Here is a 23,167-nt window from a genome sequence, read left to right as displayed (position 1 = left end):
CGGGCTTGGGTTCTAGGCTCAACCCATGACCGACACAGTAGCTTCCACCTCCGTCACCGCCGTTGATTTCTGGTTCGATCCCTCGTGTCCGTGGGCCTGGATGACGAGTCGGTGGGTCGACGAGGTCGCCGCGCACCGCAACCTCGAGGTGCAGTTCCACGTCATGAGCCTGGGGCTCCTGAACGAAGACAACGACGGCTTCGACCCGGCCGTCCTTTCGATGCTCATCCGCTACACGCGTGTCGTGACCGCAGCGACCGAGCTGCACGGGCAGGGCGTCGTGAAGCCGCTCTACGACGCGCTCGGCACCCGCATTCACCTCGACGGACGCAAAGACGACCAGGACGCCGTCATCGCGGAGTCGCTAGCCGAGGCCGGACTGCCGGCAGACCTCGCCAAGTACGCCGACACCGACGAGTACGACACAGCCATGCGCGCCAGCCACGACGACGGAATCGGCCGGGTCGGCCAAGACGTCGGCACCCCGGTCATCGCTGTCAACGGCACCGCGTTCTTCGGGCCTGTCATCAGCCCGGCGCCCAAGGGCGAGATCGCTCTCACCCTGTGGGACGGAGTCGTCGCTGCGGCGTCGTACGACGGGTTCTTCGAGCTCAAGCGCAGCCGCACCCGAGGCCCCGACTTCTCGTAGCCCGCGCCGGGCTGCGTCGGGCTCGAGGCGTCGCGCCGGGGTAGTCGGCGGGTGTTGTGGGGTGTGGGCGGGTGCTGCAGCACCCGCCCACTGCTGAAAACACCCGCCCACTCGAAGTCGACTGCTGAGAACACCCGCCCACTACCGATAACAGCCGCCCACCACCCACAACACCGGCCAACACCGACCGCGTCACCCAGCGCGCCCCGGTCGGCGCAGAGACACACCCGAACCGGAAATAGAATGAAGGCCATGCGCATCCACGTGGGAACCGATCACGCCGGCCTCGAATTCGCCCAGACCCTCATCTCGCACCTCGAAGGCCAGGGCCACGAGGTCACCGATCACGGACCGAAGTCGTACGAGCCGCTCGACGACTACCCGTCGTTCTGCATTGCCGCGGCGCGAGCCGTGGTCCGCGATCAGAGCGAAGGGCTGGAGAGCCTCGGAGTGGTCTTCGGCGGCTCGGGTAACGGCGAGCAGATCGCCGCCAACAAAGTCGAGGGTGTGCGTGCGGCGCTGGCCTGGAACACGGCCACCGCCCAGCTGGCTCGTCAGCACAACGACGCCAACGTGGTCGCCATCGGTGCCCGTCAGCACACCGAAGACGAGGCGATCCGACTCATCGACGAGTTCATCAAGACGCCCTTCTCGTTCGAAGAGCGCCACGAGCGTCGCATCGCGCAGCTCGCCGAATACGAGACGACCGGTGCCATCAAGGGCCACCCGGTCGACTGACCAGCTCGGCACGGATCGCGCGGCACCACGGCCTGACCATCGGCGACCGTTTCGGCCCCGTTGTCAGGGGTCGCGTCTAGCCTGGATCAATGCCTGAAGGTCATTCCGTCCACCGCATCGCCAACCAGTTCGAGCAGAGCTTCGTCGGCCACCGCATCCAGACGTCGAGTCCGCAGGGGCGCTTCGCCTCCGGCGCGAAGCGGCTCGACGGGGCGACGATGGTCGACGCCAAGGCTGTCGGCAAGCAGATGTTCCTCGAGTTCGACAACGGCCTGTACCTCCACGTTCATCTCGGTCTCTACGGTGCGTGGGATTTCGCGGGAGAGATCGCCACCGGGGCCGCCATGGCCGAGTCGCGAGTCCGCCGCACGGCCACTCGCAAAGCCGAGTCTGCGACCCCCAACGAGGCTGCGACCCCCAAGGCGGACGACGCCCCCGAGCCGGTGGCCGACGACGACGGCGAACACTCGATGAGCAGCATCGGCGCACCTCGAAAGCGGCGGGTGCGCATGGCCGAGCAAGAGAAGCAGGAAGACGACGTCGAGAGCTTCCCGCCCGAGCCCATCGGTCAAGTGCGAGTGCGACTTCTGAGCGACACGGCAGTTGCCGATCTGCGGGGTCCGACGAAGTGCGACGTGCTCGATGCCGAGCAGGTCGACGCGCAGATCGCCAAGCTCGGGCCCGACCCGCTCGTCGATTCTCCTAAAAAGGGCGGCGATCGGTTCGTCGCGACGGCCCACAAGAAGCGCACGCCGATCGGTCTGCAGTTGATGGATCAATCCATCGTCAGCGGCATCGGCAACATCTACCGCGCCGAGCTCCTCTTCCGCGCCCGTCTCAACCCGCACACGCCCGGCAACCAGGTCTCCGAAGACACCTTGCGAGCGATTTGGAAAGACTGGACCAAACTCCTCAAATCCGGTGTCGAGCTCGGTCAGATGATGACCATGAGCGGCCTCTCCAAGCAGGCGTACGCAAAGGCCCTGCGCAGCCGGGCCGATCGACACTGGGTGTACCACCGCGAGGGGCTGCCCTGTCGCGTGTGCGGCACCCACATCGTGATGGAGGAGGCGGCCGGCCGAAAGCTGTACTGGTGCCCGGTCTGCCAAGCCTGAAGCCCGAGCACCCCTGAGGCCGAAGCCGCCCTCTGCCAGAATTACCCCATGCGGCACACACCCCACTTCCTTCTCGAAGACGTCGACGAGGTCAAGCGCCTCATCCGAGAGAATCCGTGGGCGACGATCGTGTCTTCGACGGCGGCTGGCCTCGTCGCCTCCCACTACCCGATCGTGCTCGAAGAGACCGCGGGCGACGAGATCAGCATCGTCAGTCACGTGGGGCGCCCCGACGAGAAGCTGCATGAGCTGGGGCAGCACGAACTCCTCGTCATCGTGCAGGGCCCCCACGGCTACATCTCGCCCGGGTGGTACCCGAGCGACCAGATCATTCCCACCTGGAACCACGTCACCGCGCACCTCTACGGCACTCCCGAGATCCTGTCCGACGACGAGAACTTCCGCGTTCTGGGCGAGCTCGTCGACCATTTCGAGGCCCGCATGCCCGAGCCCGTGTCGCTCGAGCTCGACGCCGACGGCTCCCGCCGGGTCGCCAAGGGCACGGTCGGCATCCGCCTGAGGGTCACTCGCTTCGACGCCAGAGCAAAGCTCAGTCAGAACAAGGATCCAGCCGTCGTCGATCGCATCATCGACGCTCTCGAGAACGGCGCCGAGTACGCCAGCCCGGAGCTAGCCGCCGAGATGAAGCGGGTCCGCGAGTGACCGCGAGTCAGCAGCGCCAGCCCGCAGCGACAGGTCCCGACCTCCTCCTCCGCGACGTCCGCGTCGTCGGCCGCGATCACGCTCCCGTCGACGTCCTCGTCGAGGGCGGCGTCGTTTCTGCTCTCGCACCCGACATCACGCCGGGATCCGTCGAGACGGTGGAGTGCGGCGGAAGGTTCCTCGCGCCGGGCCTCTGGGACAACCACGTGCACATGGAGCAGTGGGCTCTCGTGCGCCAACGCCTCGATGTCACGTCGGCGGGGTCGGCTCGTGAGACGGTCGATCTGGTGCGCGATCGGATCCTTGAAGACCGCCCCGACGACCGCGACCTCCTGGTCGGCTACGGGTTCCGTGACGCGCTGTGGTCGGACACCCCGACGGCCGAGCTGCTTGACACAGCGGGCGAGTTTCCGGTCGCCCTGGTCAGCGCCGATCTGCACGCCGTCTGGCTCAACAGCAAAGGTCTCGCGCTGGTCGGCCAGGCGACTCACGCGACGGGGCTGCTGCGCGAACAGGCCGCGTTCGACGCATCCGGCGTCATCACCGCGATCGACAGCTCGCGCATGGACGACTGGGTCGACGAGGCGTCGCGTGCCGCGGCAGCTCGGGGCGTGGTCGGCATCGTCGACCTCGAGATGACCCTGTCGATCGACGCGTGGGCTAAGCGAGTGACCGAAGGATCCGACGCCCTCCGCGTTCGCACCGGCGTGTACCCGGGCGACCTCGACGAAGTCATCGCCCGCGGCCTCCGCACGGGCGACGCCGTTCCGGGCGGGGCCGGGCTCGTCACGATGGGCCCGGCGAAGATCATCACGGACGGGTCGCTCAACACCCGCACCGCTTACTGCCACGACCCGTACGCGCAGGGCGGGGGAGTCGGTCTGCCGTCGTTCTCGTTCGACGAGCTCACCGAGCTGATGCGTCGCGCGTCGAACGCCGGTCTCGTGCCGGCGGTGCATGCCATCGGCGACCATGCCAACTCGCTTGCGCTCGATGCGTTCGAACTCGTCGGCTGCGGGGGATCGATCGAGCACGCGCAGCTGCTCCGGGCGGTCGACGTGGCGCGGTTCGCGCGGCTCGGCGTCATCGCGAGCGTGCAACCGGAGCACGCCATGGACGACCGCGACATCGCCGAGGTCTACTGGGCCGGACGGACGGGCCGGGCGTTCGCCCTGGAGTCGTTGGCAGCGGTCGGTGTGGCTCTTCGTCTCGGCTCCGATGCACCGGTCGCGCCGCTCGACCCCTGGATCGCGCTCGACGCTGCGGTCACGAGAAGCCGCGACGGCCGGGAGCCCTGGCATCCTGAGCAGAGTCTGCCGGTGGCCGTGGCCCTTGCCGCCTCCACCGACGGCCGTGACTCCGTCACTCAGGGCAGCCTCGCCGACCTCGTTCTGCTCGACGCCGACCCATTGGCGACGGACGACCTCCGGGGTATGCCAGTCGCGGCGACCCTCCTCGGTGGCCGATTCACACACTCCGCGCTCTGAGCCCAGCGGGATTGTTCACCCGGACGACCCCTCTTTCGTCCTCAGGGAGGTATTTTGACCTCCCCGGTACTGCCAGTGTGGTTGCTATGGGGAAGCAATCACGCGCGCATCTGTCGGGGTTGGACGGGCTGCGAGGAGTCGCCGCGCTCTCCGTGCTCGGCTATCACGTGTCGAACATCCTGTCGCCGGGTGTCCGCCATCGGTCACCGGAGTTGTTCTTCGCCCTCCATCAGGGCCTCAACCTCTTCTTCATCCTCTCGGGATTCCTGCTCTTCCTCGGGTTTGCCGACCGCCTGATCGACGGTCGCGGACTGCCGAGTACGAGGCGCTATGCGACGAACCGGGTGCTGCGTCTGTGGCCCGCATACGTCGTGGTCGTCGCCGTGACGAACTTCGCCTTCGGGCTGTCGTTCCTCGGTCGTGGGCGGACGGGGCATGTCGATCCCGGCACCTTCGTCGCCGATCTGACCCTCCTCCAGACCTTCTCGCCGCACACGATCCGCACGGGTCTCGAAGTGGCGTGGACCCTCACGGTCGAGCTCACCTTCTACGCCTGCCTGCCCGTGCTGGTCGCGCTGGCCTCTCGGGTGGGGCGCGGCCTCGGTGGATGGGCGCGAGCCTGCATCCCGGTCGTAGTCCTGGCACTGGTGGGGGCCGCCGGTCTCATCTGGCAGGACCGCACGAACCCGCACGGCTGGTCGCACGACTGGGAGTCCGTCGCGAGTCGCAGCCTGCTGCTTCACGCTCAGCTCTTCGCCCTCGGCATGGTGGCGACTCTCGTGTTCGTCGCGGTGCGACGTGGGGCACTGTCGGGGGCGGGGCGCAGGATCCTGCGGTTCGCCGCTTCTCTCGTCGCCGTCGCCGCGGCCGTCGTCTGCCTCACCCGCCCCTGGTCCGACGTCGCCGACCTGCTCGCGCCGCTCTGCCTCGCCGCTCTGCTTCTCGTCTCGGTCGTTCCGACGGCCTCGGGCCGCCCTGGTTGGGTGGGCCGCGCTCTTGAGCTCCCGGTGCTCCGGGGCCTCGGCCTGATCTCGTACAGCGTCTACCTCTGGCACATGCCGGTGGTGCGGGGCTTCGACCGCTGGGCTCCCCGGTTCGGCGAGGGCGCTTGGGCGTCGTACGTCGTGGCCGTGGCATGCGTCGGCGGCATCACCCTGGCTCTGGCGACGGCGACCTACCTCGCGGTCGAACGTCCGGCCATGCGCCTGCGTGCGCGCAACCCGGTCTCGAGCCCGGACGCAACGAAGCCGCCGCTCCCGGAGGAGCGACGGCTTCGCGGCAGAGTGCCGGAGACTACTGGCTGACGTGCGCCGAGAGGAACCAGCGGTCTTTGTCGAGGCCGCGGGCGATCTCGATGGCGACGTCTTGCGAGGAGGCGTCGATCTCGCCGAGCTCGTCGATGGCGGTCTGCACCGAGACGCGGGCCGAGTCGATCTGGGCGACGATTCCGGCGATCGTGGCGTCGATCTGCTGGAAGCCGGCCTTGAGCGGCGGGTTGGTCGTGGTGGCGGCGACGGTCTCGAGGCGGCCGTCGACGGGGAGGCCGAGGGCGACGATGCGCTCCGCGGCGAGGTCGGCGTACTCCTGAGCGTGGCCGACGACCACGTCGAGCAGTTCGTGCACGGCGATGAAGCTGATGCCGCGAACGTGCCAGTGCGCCTGCTTGCCGTTGACGGCAAGGGCGGTCAGGTTCGTGACGATGGGGGTGAGGAACTGGGCGGTGGCGGCTGCGACGTCGGGGTCGACGGAGCTCTGCGTGACGGTGGTGACTTCGGACATGGAGTGTCTCCTCTGCGGGTGAAGGCCTTGGGGCCTCTCGGTTTCCCCAACGCTAGAGGTCGCGCGAAATTCCGACAAGCAAGCAGAGGCTCGGCTTAGTGAGGCTTGCCTTGCCGGGATCGGGGGTAAACCCCCGAGAGGCTCGGTCGCTGGCACCATTGGGGGAGCCTCCGGATCGCGCCACGCTGGAGTCATGATCACCGAGACGAGCCCGATGCCACCCACCACCGCCCCCGCTGCCGAACCACCGCCGCGCGCCCTGTACTGGCGGCTGTGGGCGGCCTTCCCCCGAGACATCGGCTATCTCGCGCTGACAGGGGTGCTGGTCGTCGTGGCATTCGCGGCCTACGGCATCGTCGGCCAGATCCTGGTCGGCACCGGCAACGCCCTCTTCGCCTTCGTGGCGTTCTTCGTGCTCCTGCTCGCGGGCCTGTACTTCGGTCGCCTGTTCGGGGCCATCGAGCTCGTTCGGCTGTCGTGGGCGCGCCACCCGGCTCCTCGACCGGTCGCCTGGCGAACGCTGACCTTGACCGGGCGGTTCAAGCGCCTCGTCGAGGTGGCCGCCGATCCGCACTACTGGCTGTACTTCGCGTTCACGACGATCGTGTTCCCCTGGCTGGGTGCCCTCGTCGTCGCAGTGACGGTGGGGATGCTGCTGACGGTCGCCGGTGGGATCGTCGGAGGAAGCATCGTCCTCGTCGTGTCCGGAGAGGGGGGCTTCTCCGGAATCAACGGCGGCTGGGTGAGCTCTGCGCTCATCGATCACGCGCCCGCGGCGGCCGTCGTCGCATTTGTCGTGGCGCTCGGAGCCCTCGCCCTCCTCCCGTTCGTCACCCGCGGCATGGTGCTTGTCCAGGGCGCCGTCGCCACCTGGATGCTCGGCGGCTTCCGGTCCGAGCAGCTCAAGGCCGAGGTCGCGGGCCTCGAGGTCTCGCGGAGCGCGGCCGTCTCGGCCGAGGGCACAGCCCTGCGGAGGCTCGAACGCGACATCCACGACGGGCCACAGCAGCGCCTCATCCGGCTGCAGATGGATCTTTCCGCCGCCTCCCGCGTCGTCGACACCGACGGCACTCGGGCTCGGCTCCTGATCGACGATGCGAGCGCCCAGGCTCGCGAGGCCCTCGAGGAGCTCCGTGCCCTCTCCCGTGGTTTCGCTCCACCGCTGCTACTCGACCGCGGGCTCGCTGCCGCTCTCGACGCAGTCGTCGACCGATCGACGGTGCCGACCCGCTTCACCGACGAGCTGCCCGACGGCATCGAGATCCCGGTCGAGATCGAGCGCAACGCGTACTTCATCGCGGCCGAGCTGCTCGCCAATATCGGCAAGCACTCGCGGGCCGACCGGGCCGAGCTGATCCTGTCAGCGCCGACCCACGCCGGGGCGACCGAGCTCCGCGTGATCGTGACGGACGACGGTGCCGGCGGTGCGACGGTCCGGCCGGGTCACGGGCTCGCCGGCATCGAAGAGCGCCTCGTCGGGCTCGGCGGTCGTCTCGAGCTTCGGAGCCCCGAGGGCGGACCCACACACGCGAGCGTCAGGATCCCGATGGCGCCGGCAGTGCCCGAGGCCGAGGCCGACGCGCCTGCCGTCGATCCCGACCGGCCTGCCGTCGGCCCCGACCGGCCTGCCGCCGACCCCGACCAGCCTCGCGTCGATCTCGACCGGCCTGCCGTCGATCCCGACCAGCCTGCCGCCGACCCAGATGCCACGGCCGAACTGGACCACCTTTTCGGCGAGACACCGCCCGACCAGGCGCACACGCGGCCGTACCCCACCGAGGAGCTGCCGAGGGTCGGTGACGAGCCGTCGGATCCTTCGGTTCGGCTGTCCAGGCCTGCCGAGCGCGACTCGTAGGCTGGGGGAGTGACCACCGGATCCGAGACACCTCGCCGCCGGGTCGTCGTGGCCGACGACTCCGTGCTGCTGCGGGAGGGGCTCGTGCGCCTGCTCGACGAGCTGGGCACGGAGGTGGTCGGCTCGTACGGCGATGCCGAGGCGCTGCTCGCCGATCTCGATCGTGCGCGCCCGGATCTGGCGGTTCTCGACGTGCGCATGCCGCCCACCCATCGCGATGAGGGCGTGCGGGCGGCGATCGAGCTGCGGCGGCGCACCCCGTCGACGGGCATCCTGCTGCTGTCGCAGTACGTCGAGGTGGCGTACGCCCGAGAATTACTGAGCGCAGGATCCGACGGGGTCGGCTACCTCCTGAAAGACCGGGTGACCTCGATCGACGAGCTGGGGTCGGCGCTCGATCGGATCTCGGACGGCGCGACGGTGCTCGACCCCGAAGTGGTCGGAGCGCTGCTCGGTCGGCGCAGCGATCCTCTTGCGGCTCTGACGCCGCGCGAGCGGGAGGTGCTCGCGCTGATGGCAGAGGGGCGCACCAATTCGGCCATCTCGGCGGCGCTGTTCATCGGCACGGGTGCCGTGGAGAAGAACGTGACCGCGATCTTCCAGAAGCTCGGCCTCGACGACTCGGGTACCGATCACCGGCGAGTGCTGGCCGTGCTGGCGTTCTTGCAGAGCTGAGCGGCATTTCTGCCCGAGTTCGTGACCTCGGCTCGTGACCTCGCGTGAGTCGGCCAACCGCGCGCGCCGCGGCGCTGGCACCTCGGCCCATTCGCGTCACCTCGCGAGCTCCCATCGACAGAACAGCTATTTCGTATTACGTTAAAAACATGCGTAAAGACGAGTCGATCGACGGGGTTCCCGTCACCGAAGAACAGATCGCCGCGTGGGCTGCGGAGGCCGAGGCGGGGTATGACGTCGAGACCCTCACAAGACGTGGTCGAGGTCGACCCGGCCGTGGTGCTCAGCCGTCGCAGGTCGTGGCTCTGCGGCTCACCCTTGACGAGTTGGCCGCCATCGACGCTCGCGCGAAGCTAGAAGGCAAGACTCGTTCGGAGGTCATCCGCCAAGCTCTCTCGGTTTCGGCTGCGTGAAGGTTCACGAATCCGCCTTGAAGCGTGGAGTCCTGCCGGAGGATGCCATTCAGGCGGCGACGTGGGCTACCTGGATCGACGAAGTGGACGACGACAGCCCCGCGCGGCAACTGCGACTGGGATTCGATACCCATGGTCGTCTGCTTGAGACCGTCGTACTTGTCTTCGACAGCGGCAACGAATTGATCATTCACGCCATGAAGGCGCGCCCAGCTATGGTCGACCTTCTCCCGTGGAAGGTGCTCAGCCGACCTTCGGGGTCGCCATGACGCGCACGATCGCATCGCGGTAGGCGAGGCCGACGAGGCGGTATCCGGCCGTGGTCGGGTGAGTGCCGTCGAGCGAGGTGCCGGGTGCGTAGACGTCGCCGTCGCGCGCGAACCCCCACGGATCGACGAAGTCGTAGCCCGCGGCCAGCGCGTAGGCGTGGAGATGCTTCTCATACAGGGCGGCCTGGCGAGGGTGGCGATTATTGGGCGGAATCGCCCCGATGATCACGTGCTTCGGGTGCAGGGTCGCGATGACCTTCTCGTAGCTCGCCCTCGAGTCTTCGAACGAGATCTTGTGACGCACGTCGTTGGTGCCGGCCATTAGCACGAGCACATCCACCTTGGCGATGGGCTTCACCGCCGCGGCCATCTGCTGGATCGTGGTGCCGCCGACGGCCCAGCCGCCCACGTAGTCGACCCCGTTGCCCTTGGCGTAGGTGATCCAGGTGTTGGGGGTGAGGCCCTCCGACAAGCTGCGGCCTCCGCCGGCGGTCAGAGAATCGCCGACGATCGCGACACGCACGCCGGGAGTCGAGCCCTCGGGCACGGGAGCACCGGTCGCCATCGGTGCGACGGTCGAAAAGCCCCCGGCGTTTGGCTCAGAGTGGGGAAGCGTGGCACAGCCCGCGAGCACGACGATCGTCGCAGTCAGAAGACCGCCGACAAGGATCCGAGTCACCGCGCGCACCAGAATATTATGGCGGTTCTCTCGAGGCCGTCGCGACGCCTGACAGGGGGGTCACAGCGACGCGAAAGAGTCGGGCGAGGACACCGCCGGGTGGCCTATCTACGGAGGGGATGACGGGAATCGAACCCGCATCATCAGTTTGGAAGACTGAGGCTTTACCACTAAGCTACATCCCCGCAAAAACAGGCCGTTGACCTGTCGTGCGTGGTCAAGCATAGGGCATTCTTCGACCCGCTCAGTTTCGGTGCCTGGCAACGGGCTAGACTTCACGAGGTTCTTTTCGCCCCGACCTCAACGGGGATCAGAGGGAAGGCCCAAAGCGATACAGGAATACCGGGGCGTAGCGTAGTGGCTAGCGCGTCCGTTTTGGGGGCGGAAGATCGCAGGTTCGAGTCCTGTCGCCCCGACGCAGTAGCAAGATCCATGCACTAGACAAGCTCGTCAGAAGCGCGGCGTCACATGCGCGCCGCCAGAAGCACCGCAGAACACCGACACAGGAGAAGTACGACATTGGTCAAGACCACGGTTGAGCAGCTCAGCCCCACCCGCGTCAAGCTCAACATCGCGGTGAGCCCCGACGACCTCAAGCCGGGAATCACGCACGCTTACGGCCACATCGCCGAGAGCGTCTCGATTCCCGGCTTCCGCAAGGGCAAGGTTCCGCCGCCCATCATCGACCAGCGCGTCGGCCGTGAAGAGGTTCTGAACCACGCCGTCAACGAGAGCATGGACACCTTCTACCGTGCCGCGGTCGAAGAGAGCTCGATCCGCCCGCTCGGTCGCCCCGAGGCCGACGTCGTCGGATGGCCCAGCACCAAAGACTTCTCCGGTGACCTCCTTCTCGCTATCGAGGTCGACGTCCGCCCTGAGTTCGAGCTGCCCGCCTACGAGGGCCTCGAGCTGACCGTCGACTCGGTCGAGATCAGCGACGACGAGGTCGACGAAGAGCTCGCAAACCTCCGCACGCGCTTCGGCACCCTCATCACCGTCGATCGTCCCGCCGCCAAGGGCGACTTCGGTCAGATCGACCTGATTGCGACCATCGACGGCGTCGAGGTCGACAATGCCAAGGGCATCTCCTACGAGATCGGCTCCGGCGACCTCATCGAGGGCATCGACGAGGCGCTCGACTCGCTGACCGCGGGCGAGACCACCACCTTCGAGTCGAAGCTGCTCGGTGGCGACCGCGAGGGCGAGACCGCTCTCATCGAGGTCACGCTGACCGCCGTCAAGGAGCGCGAGCTCCCCGAGGCCGACGACGACTTCGCCCAGATCGCCAGCCAGTTCGACACCATCGATGAGCTCAAGGGCGACCTCAAGGAGCAGCTCGGCCGCTCCAAGGCGGTCGGCCAGGGCGGACAGGCTCGCGACCAGCTCGTCGAGAAGCTGCTCGAGCTCGTCGAGATCCCCGTGCCCGAGAAGCTCGTCGAAGACGAGGTGCACCGTCACCTCGAGCAGGAGAACCGCCTGGAAGACGACGAGCACCGCGCCGAGGTCAAGGATTCCTCCGAGACCGCCTTCCGCAACCAGATCCTTCTCGACGCCATCGCCGAGAAAGAAGAGGTCAAGGTCGAGCAGGACGAACTGACCCAGTACCTCATCCAGGGTGCTGCGCAGTACGGCATGGAGCCCGGCGAGTTCATCAAGGTGCTCGACGAGAACGGCCAGATCCCGGCCATGGTCGGCGAGGTCGCTCGGTCCAAGGCCCTTGCAGTGGTCCTCTCCAAGGCCACCGTGAAAGACGACAAGGGCGCCGACGTCGACCTGTCGGCCTTCACCGCCGCCTCCGGTGTCGGAAGCGACGCGGACGACCACGAGGGTCACGACCACGCGTAGTCGCTAGAGAAGTTCCCGAAGAGGGCAGGATCCTGAGGATCCTGCCCTCTTCGCGTTTCTCGGACGCCCCGACCCGCCCGGCCCGGCCCCGCCCCGCCCGCCCCGCCCGCCCCGCCCCGCCCCGAATTTGAAGGAAATTCTCGAACCCGACCCCGTCGGATCCTGATGTCTTCGTTCCCGGCGGCACGTTTCTTCTTCAAATTCGGGAGAGCCCCCGCCGGGGAACCACGCAAGAGATAGGCGCGGATTTCCGTCGCAGTGCCGGGCGACCGAGCTTGTCGAGGTCCGGCACCGCGACGGGAATCCGCGCAATCAATACAGCCGTGGGCGAACACCCCGGAAACCGCGCGTTACACCCCCTAAGTTCGTATGCAAGCGACAACTGAATGGGAGCACCACATGGCCGACGTAACACTGCCCAACAGTGTTTTTGACCGACTTCTCAAAGACCGCATCATCTGGCTCGGCTCGGAGGTGCGTGACGACAACGCCAACGAGATCGCTGCCAAGCTTCTCCTGCTCGCGGCCGAAGACAGCGAAAAAGACATCTACCTGTACATCAACTCGCCCGGCGGGTCGATCACTGCCGGCATGGCGATCTACGACGCCATGGAGTTCGTGCCGAACGACATCGTCACCGTCGGCATCGGCATGGCCGCGTCGATGGGGCAGCTGCTGCTCACGGCCGGCACCAAGGGCAAGCGCTACATCACGCCCAACGCCCGCGTGCTCCTCCACCAGCCGCACGGCGGTTTCGGGGGAACCTCGTCCGACATCCAGACGCAGGCTCAGCTCATCCTCTCGATGAAGCAGCGCCTCGCCGAGATCACGGCTGCCCAGACCGGCAAGACGGTCGAGCAGGTCAACGAAGACGGCGACCGCGACCGCTGGTTCACCGCGCAGGAGGCCCTCGAGTACGGCTTCGTCGACCACATCCGTTCCTCGGCCTCCGACGTCATCGGCGGCGCCGGAACCGATCAGGAATAACTCCCCCTCACACCAGTAAGGAACAGACATGGAACTGCCAATGATGGGTGGAGCGGGCCGGTTCGAGCGCGCTGAGACCCCGAGCTCGCGCTACGTCCTGCCCAGCTTCGAGGAGCGCACGGCCTACGGCTACAAGCGTCAAGACCCCTACGCCAAGCTCTTCGAAGACCGCATCGTCTTTCTCGGCGTGCAGGTCGACGACGCGTCGGCCGACGACGTCATGGCTCAGTTGCTCGTGCTCGAGTCGATGGACCCCGACCGCGACATCACGCTGTACATCAACTCGCCCGGTGGCTCGTTCACGGCCATGACGGCCATCTACGACACGATGCAGTACATCCGTCCTGACATCCAGACGGTCTGCCTCGGTCAGGCGGCTTCGGCTGCGGCCGTGCTGCTCGCTGCCGGAACCCCCGGCAAGCGTCTCGCCCTGCCGAACGCCCGCGTCCTCATCCACCAGCCCGCCACCGGCGGTTCGGGTGGCGGCCAGGCGTCCGACATCGAGATCCAGGCAGCTGAGGTGCTCCGTATGCGCACCTGGCTCGAAGAGACGCTGTCGAAGCACTCCAACAAGACGCCCGAGCAGGTCAACCGCGACATCGAGCGCGACAATATCCTGGGCGCCCCCGAGGCTCTCGAGTACGGTCTGATCGACCAGGTGCTCACCTCGCGCAAGAACCTCGCGCTCACCAAGTAGCGCGGGCCAGAATCACCACCGGAGGCCCCGGGCCCGTGCGGCCCGGGGCCTTCGCTGTACCGGCGGGGAGCGAGCGGCGAAGCGCAGGATCCTGGTCCAAGCGTTTACGACCCCGGTGCCGAATTAGAGATGGTCGCCCGCTCCGGCGATTCCGGCGTCGTGGTCACGCGGGTGTCGGGGGTTCGGGTTAGGCTCGTTCAACGAAGACCGTCAGGTCACTCGAGGCCTTTATGGCCACAGAAGTGTTAGGGAGGCCGAGCATGGCACGCATTGGTGAAAGTGCCGACCTGCTCAAGTGCTCGTTCTGCGGCAAGAGCCAGAAGCAGGTTCAGCAGCTCATCGCGGGCCCGGGGGTCTACATCTGCGACGAGTGCGTCGAGCTGTGCAACGAGATCATCGAGGAGCGCCTCGCCGAAGCGGGCGAAGAGCCCTCGAGCGAGTTCGACCTGCCGAAGCCGCGCGAGATCTACGACTTCCTCGAAGAGTATGTGATCGGGCAGACGCCGGCCAAGCGGGCTCTCTCGGTCGCCGTCTACAACCACTACAAGCGCATCCGGTCGATGAACACGCTCACGTCGGCCGACTCCCTGGGCGACGACATCGAGATCGCCAAGTCGAACATTCTGCTGATCGGCCCGACCGGGTGCGGCAAGACCTATCTCGCTCAGACCCTGGCAAAACGACTCAACGTCCCGTTCGCTGTCGCCGATGCCACGGCCCTGACTGAGGCGGGTTACGTCGGTGAAGACGTCGAGAACATTCTGCTCAAGCTGATCCAGGCCGCCGACTACGACGTCAAGCGGGCCGAGACCGGCATCATCTACATCGACGAGGTCGACAAGATCGCCCGCAAGGCCGAAAACCCGTCGATCACGCGCGATGTCTCGGGGGAGGGCGTGCAGCAGGCGCTCCTCAAGATCCTTGAGGGCACTGTCGCGTCAGTGCCGCCCCAGGGTGGGCGAAAGCACCCCCACCAGGAGTTCATCCAGATCGACACGACGAACGTCCTCTTCATTGTGGCCGGCGCCTTCGCCGGTCTCGAAGAGATCATCTCGTCGCGAGCAGGCAAGCGCGGCATCGGCTTCGGCGCCCCTCTGTATGAGAAGGGCAACGACGTCAACCTCTTCAGCGAGGTGCTCCCCGAAGACCTGCACAAGTTCGGCCTGATCCCCGAGTTCATCGGTCGCCTTCCTGTCGTCACGACGGTGTCGCAGCTCGACCAGGAGGCTCTGATGGAGATCCTGACCAAGCCGAAAAACGCCCTTGTCCGCCAGTATCAGCGCATGTTCGAGATCGACGGCGTCGAGCTCGACTTCGAGCCAGAGGCCCTCGAGGCCATTGCCGACCTCGCGGTGGTCCGTCAGACCGGTGCTCGCGGTCTCCGCGCGATCATGGAAGAAGTGCTCGGGCCGATCATGTTCGATGTGCCGTCCGACGACAACGTGGGCGGGGTCGTCGTCACTAAGGCGTCCGTGCTCGAGAACGCCGCGCCGACCATCGTTCCGCGGGTGATCGAGCGCGCCGAGAAGAGCGCCTAGACCGCAGAGGCCCGCCGGTAACGGAGGCCCCCGCACCCGAGAGGGTGCGGGGGCCTCCGTCGTCGAGACGGCGCTACTGCAGACGGCGGCGCACGAGGAGGGGCTCGACGGCGGCGTCTCGTCCGCGGAAGTCGCGGTAGGCCGCCAGGGGATCCTTCGATCCGCCCACGCTCAGCAGTCGCGACCGGAAGCGATCGCCGTTCGCCCGGGTCAGCCCGCCGTTCTCGGCGAACCACTCGACGGTGTCGGCGTCGAGCACCTCGCTCCAAATGTACGAGTAGTAGCCGGCGTCGTAGCCACCCGAGAAGGTGTGCGCGAAGTAGGTGCTCGAGTACCGGGTGGGCACGGCCGGGTTGTCGAGGCCGACGGCTGCCAGGGCAGACGCCTCGAAGACCGCCACGTCATCGACGCTCGTGAGGCCCGCGGCCTCGTCGACGGTCAGCGCATGCCAGGCCTGGTCGAGGAGCGTCGCCGCGAGGTACTCGCTCGTCTCGAAGCCCTGATTGAACCCTTCGGAGGCGGTGAGCCGATCGACGAGCTCGGCGGGCATGGGCTCACCCGTCTCGAAGTGGAACGCGTAGTGTCCGAGCACCTCCGGCCAGAGCAGCCACATCTCGTTGACCTGGCTCGGGAACTCGACGAAGTCGCGGAAGACGTTGGTGCCCGAGAAGTACGGGTAGGTCACCCGAGCGACGAGCCCGTGCAGGGCGTGCCCGAATTCGTGGAACATCGTCGTCACCTCGTCGAGCGTCAGCAGCGTCGGCGACCCGGCCGGCGGCTTAGCGACGTTGAGGTTGTTGACGACGACCGGCAGGTGGCCGAGCAGCGCCGACTCCGACACGAGCGGGTTCATCCAGGCCCCGCCGCGCTTCGAGTCGCGCGTGTAGAGGTCGAGCACGAAGAGGCCGACGGGGGAGCCGTCGTCGTCAGATACCTCGAAGACCCGGGCCTCCGGGTGATAGGGCATCAGGTCGCGGCGCTCCTCGAAGCGCAGACCGTACAGCTGCGTCGCGGCGTAAAACACGCCGTCGCGCAGCACCCGGTCGGCCTCGAAGTACGGTCGCATGGCCGAAGCGTCGAAGTCGTACTTCTCGGAGCGCACCTTCTCGGTGTAGTAGGCCCAGTCGTGCGCGGCGATCTCGGCGCGTTCCGGGAACGCAGGATCCAACGCGGCCACCCGCGCGAGATCGTCCTGCTCGGCTCGGGCGTTTCGCGCCGCCGGGGGTGCGAGCCGCCCCAGCAGGTCGCGGACGGCCTCCGGCGAGCCGGCGGTCTGGCCCGCCGTGACGTAGGCGGCGTGCGACGGGAACCCGAGGAGCGCGGCCCGCTCGGCACGAAGCCGGACGATGTCGAGGAGCACCTGCCGGTTGTCGTGCTCGCCGCCGCGGCTGCCCCGCGATCGAGAGGCGGTCATGATGCGCTCGCGGAGGTCGCGATTCGTGAGTGACGCGAGCAGGGGATGGCCGGTGAACAGGGTCAGCGCAATCAGGTATCCGCCCTCGAGGCCTCTCTCGGTGGCCGCCGCGGCGAGCGAGGCGATCGTGTCGCTCGACAGCCCGTCGAGCTCAGCGACGTCGTCGACGGTGATGGCCAGCTCGTTGGTGTCGGCGAGGAGGTTCTTCTCGAAGCGCGTGGTCAGAGTCGAGAGTTCGGAGTTGAGGTCGCGAAGGCGCTGCTTGTCGTCGTCGCCGAGGCCGGCTCCGGCACGGCTGAAGTCGGAGTGGAGGCGCTCGACCAGGTAGACCTCCTCCGGGGTCAGGTGGGCGGTGGCACTGGTGCCCAGATCGTCGTACACCGCCTGGATGCGAGCGAAGAGTCGCGGGTCGAGACGGATCGCGTCGGAGTGGGCGGCGAGCTGGGGAGCGAGCTCCATCTCAAGGGCACTCGCAAGGTCGTTCGAATCGCTCGACGACTTGTTGAAGAAGACGTGCTCCACCCGGGAGAGGAGTTGGCCGCTGCGCTGAAGCGGGATGACCGTGTTGTCGAAGGTGGCCGGCCGCGGATCCTCGGCTATGGCCTCGATCTCGGCCAGCTGCTCGGCGAGACCTCGCTCGAACGCGGGGGCGTAATCGGCGTCGGAGATCCGGTCGAAAGGCGGCAGTGCGTAGGGAAGCGTGCTCGGTTCAAAGAACGGGTTCGTCATCAGGCCAGCCTATTGCGCTGTCTTCTCGCGCTAGCGTGGGGCCATGTCACCGGAACAGAAGCCCACCGACGCGAAATACACGCACGGCCACCACGAGAGCGTGCTCCGGAGTCACAGCTGGCGAACGGTCGAGAACTCGGCCGCCTACCTGCTTCCGCATCTCGCTCCGGGGCTGTCGCTTCTCGACGTCGGCGCGGGGCCCGGCACCATCACCGTCGACTTCGCAGAGCGGCTCGCGCCCGGTCGCGTCATCGGCATCGACTCTGCGCCCACCATCGTCGAGCAGGCGTCGGAGCTGGCCGCGTCGAAGGGGATGGACACGGTCACGTTCGAGACCGCCGACCTCTACTCGCTGCCCTACGCCGACGACACCTTCGACATCGTGCACGCGCACCAGGTGCTTCAGCACGTGGCCGACCCGGTGGCCGCACTCGTCGAGATGCGCCGCGTCGCCAAGCCCGGTGGCATCGTCGCGGCCCGCGACGTCGACTACCGCGGAACGATCTGGGCCCCGGAGAACCCCGGTCTCGACCACTGGATGACCGTGTATCAGCTCGTGCACCGCGGCAACGGCGGCGAGCCGGACGCCGGTCGGCACCTGAAGAGCTGGGCTCTCGAGGCGGGTCTGAACGACCTCGTGTCGTCGGCGTCGATCTGGTGCTTCTCGTCGGACGAGGAGCGCACATGGTGGGGCGACAGCTGGTCGGTGCGGGCACTCGAATCGGCGTTCTACGCCGACGCCATCGAGAAGCGGGCCGCCACCGATCTCGACCTCCACGCGATCTCGCAGGCGTGGTTGGCGTGGCGCGATGCCCCCGACGGTTTCTTTGCGATGCCGCACGGCGAGCTGATCGCGCGCGCCTAGGTTCGGTACGAGCGGTTATTCCTCTTCGCCGTCGACCGGCTCGTGGATGGACGCCGTGTCGGCCACCGCGTCGTAGCGGATCGTGGTGCCGTCGTCGAGCTCGACGACCGGCTTGCGTTCGAGCCAGGTCAGTGTCCAGCGCCAGGTCGCGGCGTCAACACCCTGCTCGGCGAGCTCGCGCTCGACCTGAGTGACGGCCGCAACGACGGCGGCCGGAAGGCGGTCGGGGGTCTGGCCCCCGACCGACCAGCGCGTTCCGAGTTGCATCAGGCGCCCGTCGCCGGGGCCGCGGGGGCTGCCGGCTGCTCGGCGAGCACGATGTCGCTGACGGCCAGAGCGTCGCCCGCCTCGAACGTGAGCGACTCGATACGGCCCACCGCTGACAGGTCGGCGGCAGCCGTGCGGAGCAGCTCGAGCGAATCGGCGGGAGCCACCACCACAGCCGACGTGACGGGAGTCTTCTGCGACGCCTTGGCATCGGTCTTGGCGCGACGGATGGAGATGAGCGCCTCGCCCACGAGCTCGAGCAGACCGGTGGGAGCCACGATCTCGCCGACCTCCGCGAGCTCGGCGACCGTGGGCCACGGAGCCGTGTGGATCGACGAGTCGTGCGTCCACGACCAGACCTCCTCGGTGGCGAAGGGGAGGTAGGGAGCGAGAAGCCGCAGCAGGCCGTCGACCGTAGTGCGGAGCGCGAGCACCGCGGAAGCCTGGCCGCCTGCCGAGGCGGCGCCGTCGGATCCTGCGCCTTCGTTAGAGGCAGAGCCGTAGGCGCGCTCCTTGACGAGTTCGAGGTAGTCGTCGCAGAAGGTCCAGAAGAACTTCTCGGTACCTTCGAGCGCCTTGGCGTGGTCGTAGTTCTCGAGGGCGTCGGTCGCGGCCTCGATCACGCGGGCGAAGTTCGCCAGGAGGTCGAGGTCGAGGGGCTCGGTGACGCTCGCGCCTTCGACGGGCTCGGGAAACGAGTAGACGAACTTGGCGGCGTTCAGCACCTTGATCGCCAGACGTCGACCGACCTTGATCTGCTTGGGGTTCTGCGGATCGAAGGCCGCGTCGGTGCCGAGGCGCGACGAGGCGGCCCAGTAGCGGACCGCGTCGGAGCCATGGTCGTCGAGCATCGCGGCCGGGGTGACGACGTTGCCCTTCGACTTCGACATCTTCTTGCGGTCGGGGTCGACGATGAAGCCCGAGATGGAGGCGTTCTTCCACGGCACGGTGTCGCCCTCGAGCTGCGCCCGGAGCATCGTGGAGAACAGCCAGGTGCGGATGATGTCCTGCCCCTGCGGGCGGAGGGAGTACGGGAAGACGAGGTCGAAGAGCTCGGGGTCGGTCTCCCACTTACCCGCGAGCTGCGGGGTGAGCGACGAGGTGGCCCAGGTGTCCATCACGTCGACCTCGCCCTGGAAGCCGCCGGGAACCCCGCGCTGAGACTCGTCGTAGCCGGGAGCGGCATCGGACGACGGGTCAACGGGCAACTGCGCCTCGGTCGGCACGATGGGCTGATCGAAGACGGGGTTGCCGTCGGAGTCGAGCGGGTACCAGACCGGGATCGGCACGCCGAAGAAGCGCTGACGCGAGATCAGCCAGTCGCCCGAGAGGCCCTTCACCCAGTTCTCGTAGCGGACGCGCATGAAGTCGGGATGGAACGAGACCTCTTCGCCGCGCTTCAGCAGCGTCGACCGGAGTTCTTCGTCGCGGGCGCCGTTGACGATGTACCACTGGCGGGTCGAGACGATCTCGAGGGGCTTGTCGCCCTTCTCGAAGAACTTGACGGGGTGGGTGATCTTCTCGATCTCACCGGTCAGCTCGCCCGACTCTTGGAGGAGCGACACGATAGCGGCTTTGGCGCTGAAGACGGTCTTGCCGGCGAGTTCGCCGTAGGCGGCGAGACCCGCCTCGCTCGTGATCGCCGACGGTGCCTCGCTGATGAACCGGCCGTCGAAGCCGAGCACTGAGCGGTTCGGCAGGTCGAGTTCACGCCACCAGATGACGTCGGTCGTGTCGCCGAACGTGCAGATCATCGCGATGCCGGAGCCCTTGTCTTTCTGAGCCAGGTGGTGCGCGAGCACCGGCACCTCGACGTCGAAGAGGGGAGTGCGGACGGTCGTGCCGAAGAGGGCCTGGTAGCGCTCGTCGTCGGGGTGCGCGACGAGGGCGACGCAGGCGGGGAGCAGCTCGGGTCGGGTGGTCTTGATCTGGATGTCGCTGCCGTCCGGGGCGTGGAACGAGAGCGTGTGGTACGCGCCGGGCATGTCTTTGTCTTCGAGCTCGGCCTGGGCGACGGCGGTGCGGAACGTGACGTCCCACAGCGTCGGGGCCTGCGCCTGATACGCCTCGCCCCGTTCGACGTTGCGGAGGAACGCCTTCTGGGCGACGGCCTGCGACTCGCCCGCGATGGTGCGGTACGACTGGGTCCAGTCGACCGAGAGACCGAGCTTGCGCCAGACGTCTTCGAACTGCTTCTCGTCTTCGACGGTCAGGCGCTCGCAGAGCTCGATGAAGTTGCGGCGAGAGATAGGCACCTGGTCGGCGGCCTTGGACGACTTGTTGTCGCCGCCCTCGAACGGCGGCGTGAAGTCGGCGTCGTAGGGGAGTGACGGGTCGCAGCGGACGCCGTAGAAGTTTTGCACGCGGCGCTCGGTCGGCAGCCCGTTGTCATCCCAGCCCATCGGGTAGAAGACGCTTTTGCCGCGCATGCGCTCGAAGCGCGCCTTGACGTCGGTGTGCGTGTAGCTGAACACGTGGCCGATGTGCAGCGACCCCGACGCGGTGGGCGGAGGCGTGTCGATCGAGAAGACGTTCTCTTTGGTCGCAGAGCTGCGATCGAATTTGTACGTTCCGTCGGACTCCCACGCGGGGCCCCAGACGTTCTCGAGGCCTTCGAGGGCGGGCTTCTCGGGCATGGGACGAGTCATGGACGTACTCCTTCGATATGGGCGGCACCGTGTCGGTGGGGAGGTGCCTTGCGTGTTCTGCAGGCGAGTTTACGGGATCGGAACGCGAGGATCCGAGGCGGTCGCGGCAGCCCCGGATCCTTACGTCCTCAAGCACTGAAATGTGATTCTTTTCTAGCTAAATTTTGCCCTCTGGTAGGCTTTCGGGGTTTTTGCATCGACAACTGGAGTGAATGTGTATGAGTGATCAGTCAGCCCGTCCTGCAACACCCATCAAGAAACACCGCCCGAATCGGCAAGGACGCCGCAGACTGACCAGCGACGACGTGACCGTCGTCGAAGAATCGCAGCTCAAGAGAGCCGTCGCGGCCGCAGCTCTCGGCAACGGCATGGAGTGGTTCGACTTCGGCGTGTTCGCCTACCTCACCACCACCCTCGCCAAGGTCTTCTACCCCTCGCTCAGCCCGACGCTCAGCGTGATCCTCACCTTTGCGACCTTCACCGCGGCCTTCATCGTGCGCCCCATCGGCGGCGCCGTCTTCGGTCCGCTCGGTGACCGCATCGGACGCCAGAAGGTCCTCGCCGTCACGATGATCATGATGGCGGCCGGAACCTTCGCCATCGGGTTCCTGCCCGACTTCAACACGATCGGTGTCTGGGCGCCCCTCCTGCTCCTCCTGGCCCGCCTCGTACAGGGCTTCTCGACGGGTGGCGAATACGGCGGAGCGGCGACGTTCATCGCCGAGTACTCGCCCGACAAGCGTCGCGGCTTCATGGGATCGTGGCTCGAGTTCGGCACGCTCGGCGGCTACGTGCTCGGTGCGTCGCTCGTCACCGTGCTGCAGTTCGCGATGCCCGAAGACACGCTGCTCTCGTGGGGCTGGCGGATTCCGTTCCTCGTCGCTGGCCCCCTCGGGCTGGTCGGCCTCTACCTGCGACTGAAGCTCGAAGAGACGCCAGCGTTCCAGAAGCAGCAGGAGGAGGCCGCCGAGCGAGAGCACGTCAAGGTGCCCTTCATCCGTCTCTTCGCCGAGAACTGGCGGGCGCTGATCGTCTGCATCGGCCTCGTGCTGGTGTTCAACGTCACCGACTACATGCTGTTGTCGTACATGCCGACCTACCTCACGTCGACCCTCGGTCGAGACGCGAAGAACGGGCTGATCCTCGTGATCGTCGTCATGGTGCTGATGATGGCCGTCATTTCGATGGGTGGACGGCTCTCCGACCGCTTCGGTCGTCGCCCCGTGCTGTTCGCCGGGTGCATCGGGTTCCTCGTGCTCTCCTGGCCCGCGCTCAAGCTCGTGCAGAGCGAGTCGACGCCCCTCGTGTTCGTGGGGTTGCTGATCCTCGGTCTCGTGCTCGTCACGTTCACGTCGACGATGCCCTCGACGCTGCCGGCGCTGTTCCCGACGATCATTCGCTACGGCGCTCTGGCTATCGCGTTCAACGTGTCGGTGTCGCTGTTCGGCGGCACGACGCCCCTCGTCACGGAGTCGCTCGTCGCCTGGGCCACCTCGAACGGCTACAGCTGGGCGAATGACATCCCGGCGTTCTATCTGATGATCGCCGCGGTGATCGGCCTTGTTGCCGTCTGGTTCACCAAGGAATCGGCGAATGTGCCCCTGCTCGGATCCGGCCCGTCGGTCGCGACCGAGGAGGAGGCCGAAGAGCTCATCGCCGCCTACGCCGACGAGTCGAGCGAGGTGTCGAAGTCGGAGTGGGCCGTGGAGTTTGCCATGTCCGGGCCGATCGACATCGTGCGACCGCCGGCCGAATCCACTGCCACTGCCGAGGCCGAGGCCGAGTCCGAGCCCCAGGCCTCGTCGCCCCGCAGCTAGTCGCGGCACCGCTTTTCGGAGAGCACACCGTCGTTGGG

General features: G+C 67.1%; 21 protein-coding genes and 2 tRNA genes. 17 read left to right on the top strand and 6 right to left on the bottom strand.

The genetic code is table 11. The annotated features are described in order from the left end of the window. Positions 1-25: 25 nt before the first annotated feature. The 6 genes from ASF54_RS11150 (at position 26) to ASF54_RS11125 (ending at position 5,956) form a co-directional block, all read left to right on the top strand. Positions 26-649, top strand: coding sequence for a mycothiol-dependent nitroreductase Rv2466c family protein (locus ASF54_RS11150; RefSeq protein WP_055962805.1), 624 nt, complete (start codon positions 26-28; stop codon positions 647-649). A gap of 252 nt (positions 650-901) precedes the next feature. Next, positions 902-1,387 (top strand): ribose-5-phosphate isomerase, encoded by a 486-nt coding sequence (locus ASF54_RS11145; RefSeq protein ID WP_055963934.1) that lies wholly within the window; start codon positions 902-904, stop codon positions 1,385-1,387. Between the two features lie 89 nt (positions 1,388-1,476). Then, positions 1,477-2,502 carry an Fpg/Nei family DNA glycosylase gene (locus ASF54_RS11140; RefSeq protein WP_055962802.1) on the top strand — a complete coding sequence of 342 codons (1,026 nt, stop codon included), beginning with the start codon at positions 1,477-1,479 and terminating at the stop codon, positions 2,500-2,502. A 48-nt stretch (positions 2,503-2,550) separates the two neighbouring features. After that, positions 2,551-3,165 (top strand): FMN-binding negative transcriptional regulator, encoded by a 615-nt coding sequence (locus ASF54_RS11135; protein ID WP_055962799.1) that lies wholly within the window; start codon positions 2,551-2,553, stop codon positions 3,163-3,165. Beyond that, the gene (locus tag ASF54_RS11130) at positions 3,162-4,652 is read left to right on the top strand and encodes an amidohydrolase (RefSeq protein WP_055962797.1); all 1,491 of its coding nucleotides are present in this window, start codon (positions 3,162-3,164) and stop codon (positions 4,650-4,652) included. The genes ASF54_RS11135 and ASF54_RS11130 overlap by 4 nt, the downstream gene beginning before the upstream one ends. 86 nt (positions 4,653-4,738) lie before the next feature. Further along, complete coding sequence (locus tag ASF54_RS11125; protein WP_084816207.1) at positions 4,739-5,956, top strand: acyltransferase family protein; 1,218 nt, start codon at positions 4,739-4,741, stop codon at positions 5,954-5,956. Here ASF54_RS11125 and ASF54_RS11120 read toward each other — a convergent pair. After that, a complete protein-coding gene (locus ASF54_RS11120) occupies positions 5,946-6,431 on the bottom strand; it encodes a Dps family protein (RefSeq protein WP_055962791.1) in 486 nt (161 codons plus the stop codon). The genes ASF54_RS11125 and ASF54_RS11120 overlap by 11 nt on opposite strands. A 193-nt stretch (positions 6,432-6,624) precedes the next feature. Between ASF54_RS11120 and ASF54_RS11115 the strand changes: the two genes are divergently transcribed. The 4 genes from ASF54_RS11115 to ASF54_RS11100 all read left to right on the top strand — a co-directional run bounded on the left by ASF54_RS11115 (position 6,625) and on the right by ASF54_RS11100 (position 9,643). Then, positions 6,625-8,286, top strand: coding sequence for a sensor histidine kinase (locus ASF54_RS11115; RefSeq protein WP_055962788.1), 1,662 nt, complete (start codon positions 6,625-6,627; stop codon positions 8,284-8,286). Between the two features lie 9 nt (positions 8,287-8,295). Further along, positions 8,296-8,961, top strand: coding sequence for a response regulator transcription factor (locus ASF54_RS11110; protein WP_055962785.1), 666 nt, complete (start codon positions 8,296-8,298; stop codon positions 8,959-8,961). A 149-nt stretch (positions 8,962-9,110) separates the two neighbouring features. Beyond that, the gene (locus ASF54_RS11105; protein ID WP_055962782.1) at positions 9,111-9,374 is read left to right on the top strand and encodes a ribbon-helix-helix protein, CopG family; all 264 of its coding nucleotides are present in this window, start codon (positions 9,111-9,113) and stop codon (positions 9,372-9,374) included. Beyond that, positions 9,371-9,643, top strand: coding sequence for a hypothetical protein (locus ASF54_RS11100; protein ID WP_055962779.1), 273 nt, complete (start codon positions 9,371-9,373; stop codon positions 9,641-9,643). Before ASF54_RS11105 ends, ASF54_RS11100 begins: the two co-directional genes overlap by 4 nt. Here the strand turns inward: ASF54_RS11100 and ASF54_RS11095 are convergent. Beyond that, a complete protein-coding gene (locus ASF54_RS11095) occupies positions 9,618-10,331 on the bottom strand; it encodes an SGNH/GDSL hydrolase family protein (protein ID WP_055962776.1) in 714 nt (237 codons plus the stop codon). The two genes, ASF54_RS11100 and ASF54_RS11095, sit on opposite strands and share 26 nt — an antisense overlap. 105 nt (positions 10,332-10,436) lie before the next feature. After that, positions 10,437-10,507, bottom strand: a tRNA-Gly gene (locus ASF54_RS11090). A 158-nt stretch (positions 10,508-10,665) separates the two neighbouring features. Between ASF54_RS11090 and ASF54_RS11085 the strand changes: the two genes are divergently transcribed. The 5 genes from ASF54_RS11085 (at position 10,666) to clpX (ending at position 15,389) form a co-directional block, all read left to right on the top strand. Beyond that, positions 10,666-10,738 (top strand) — tRNA-Pro (locus tag ASF54_RS11085). Positions 10,739-10,841: 103 nt separating this feature from the next. Then, positions 10,842-12,167, top strand: a complete 1,326-nt coding sequence (gene tig / locus ASF54_RS11080) for a trigger factor (RefSeq protein ID WP_235481037.1) — start codon at positions 10,842-10,844, stop codon at positions 12,165-12,167. Positions 12,168-12,566: 399 nt separating this feature from the next. Further along, a complete protein-coding gene (locus tag ASF54_RS11075; RefSeq protein WP_055962771.1) occupies positions 12,567-13,154 on the top strand; it encodes an ATP-dependent Clp protease proteolytic subunit in 588 nt (195 codons plus the stop codon). A gap of 28 nt (positions 13,155-13,182) precedes the next feature. After that, on the top strand, positions 13,183-13,851 hold the full coding sequence (locus ASF54_RS11070; protein ID WP_055962768.1) for an ATP-dependent Clp protease proteolytic subunit: 669 nt from the start codon (positions 13,183-13,185) through the stop codon (positions 13,849-13,851). A gap of 260 nt (positions 13,852-14,111) precedes the next feature. Further along, on the top strand, positions 14,112-15,389 hold the full coding sequence (gene clpX, locus ASF54_RS11065) for an ATP-dependent Clp protease ATP-binding subunit ClpX (RefSeq protein ID WP_055962765.1): 1,278 nt from the start codon (positions 14,112-14,114) through the stop codon (positions 15,387-15,389). A 73-nt stretch (positions 15,390-15,462) separates the two neighbouring features. On the opposite strand, the gene ASF54_RS11060 is transcribed toward clpX, so the two are convergent. After that, positions 15,463-17,532, bottom strand: coding sequence for a M3 family metallopeptidase (locus tag ASF54_RS11060; protein WP_055962762.1), 2,070 nt, complete (start codon positions 17,530-17,532; stop codon positions 15,463-15,465). Between the two features lie 43 nt (positions 17,533-17,575). Between ASF54_RS11060 and ASF54_RS11055 the strand changes: the two genes are divergently transcribed. Then, complete coding sequence (locus ASF54_RS11055) at positions 17,576-18,397, top strand: methyltransferase domain-containing protein (protein ID WP_055962760.1); 822 nt, start codon at positions 17,576-17,578, stop codon at positions 18,395-18,397. Positions 18,398-18,412: 15 nt separating this feature from the next. On the opposite strand, the gene ASF54_RS11050 is transcribed toward ASF54_RS11055, so the two are convergent. Together ASF54_RS11050 and valS are read right to left on the bottom strand one after the other, a co-directional pair. Then, positions 18,413-18,664, bottom strand: coding sequence for a hypothetical protein (locus tag ASF54_RS11050; RefSeq protein ID WP_055962757.1), 252 nt, complete (start codon positions 18,662-18,664; stop codon positions 18,413-18,415). Beyond that, the gene (valS, locus tag ASF54_RS11045) at positions 18,664-21,312 is read right to left on the bottom strand and encodes a valine--tRNA ligase (RefSeq protein WP_055962754.1); all 2,649 of its coding nucleotides are present in this window, start codon (positions 21,310-21,312) and stop codon (positions 18,664-18,666) included. The genes ASF54_RS11050 and valS overlap by 1 nt, the downstream gene beginning before the upstream one ends. Positions 21,313-21,524: 212 nt before the next feature. Here valS and proP point away from each other — a divergent pair, with 212 nt between their 5' ends. After that, the gene (gene proP / locus ASF54_RS11040) at positions 21,525-23,129 is read left to right on the top strand and encodes a glycine betaine/L-proline transporter ProP (RefSeq protein ID WP_326934337.1); all 1,605 of its coding nucleotides are present in this window, start codon (positions 21,525-21,527) and stop codon (positions 23,127-23,129) included. The last annotated feature ends 38 nt before the right edge of the window (positions 23,130-23,167 follow it).

Source organism: Frondihabitans sp. Leaf304 (assembly GCF_001423105.1).
Lineage (GTDB): Bacteria > Actinomycetota > Actinomycetes > Actinomycetales > Microbacteriaceae > Frondihabitans.
Note: the sequence above shows the minus strand (reverse complement) of the source record. Positions and strands in the feature narration are given on the sequence as shown.

Coding starts and splice junctions, on each gene's coding strand:
- ASF54_RS11050 (WP_055962757.1), bottom strand. CDS start 18,664: ATGCAACTCGGAACGCGCTGGTCGGTCGGGGGCCAGACCCCCGACCGC.
- ASF54_RS11140 (WP_055962802.1), top strand. CDS start 1,477: ATGCCTGAAGGTCATTCCGTCCACCGCATCGCCAACCAGTTCGAGCAG.
- ASF54_RS11120 (WP_055962791.1), bottom strand. CDS start 6,431: ATGTCCGAAGTCACCACCGTCACGCAGAGCTCCGTCGACCCCGACGTC.
- clpX (WP_055962765.1), top strand. CDS start 14,112: ATGGCACGCATTGGTGAAAGTGCCGACCTGCTCAAGTGCTCGTTCTGC.
- ASF54_RS11135 (WP_055962799.1), top strand. CDS start 2,551: ATGCGGCACACACCCCACTTCCTTCTCGAAGACGTCGACGAGGTCAAG.
- ASF54_RS11060 (WP_055962762.1), bottom strand. CDS start 17,532: ATGACGAACCCGTTCTTTGAACCGAGCACGCTTCCCTACGCACTGCCG.
- ASF54_RS11115 (WP_055962788.1), top strand. CDS start 6,625: ATGATCACCGAGACGAGCCCGATGCCACCCACCACCGCCCCCGCTGCC.
- ASF54_RS11055 (WP_055962760.1), top strand. CDS start 17,576: ATGTCACCGGAACAGAAGCCCACCGACGCGAAATACACGCACGGCCAC.
- ASF54_RS11150 (WP_055962805.1), top strand. CDS start 26: ATGACCGACACAGTAGCTTCCACCTCCGTCACCGCCGTTGATTTCTGG.
- valS (WP_055962754.1), bottom strand. CDS start 21,312: ATGACTCGTCCCATGCCCGAGAAGCCCGCCCTCGAAGGCCTCGAGAAC.
- ASF54_RS11125 (WP_084816207.1), top strand. CDS start 4,739: ATGGGGAAGCAATCACGCGCGCATCTGTCGGGGTTGGACGGGCTGCGA.
- ASF54_RS11070 (WP_055962768.1), top strand. CDS start 13,183: ATGGAACTGCCAATGATGGGTGGAGCGGGCCGGTTCGAGCGCGCTGAG.
- ASF54_RS11075 (WP_055962771.1), top strand. CDS start 12,567: ATGGCCGACGTAACACTGCCCAACAGTGTTTTTGACCGACTTCTCAAA.
- ASF54_RS11145 (WP_055963934.1), top strand. CDS start 902: ATGCGCATCCACGTGGGAACCGATCACGCCGGCCTCGAATTCGCCCAG.
- proP (WP_326934337.1), top strand. CDS start 21,525: ATGTGTATGAGTGATCAGTCAGCCCGTCCTGCAACACCCATCAAGAAA.
- ASF54_RS11105 (WP_055962782.1), top strand. CDS start 9,111: ATGCGTAAAGACGAGTCGATCGACGGGGTTCCCGTCACCGAAGAACAG.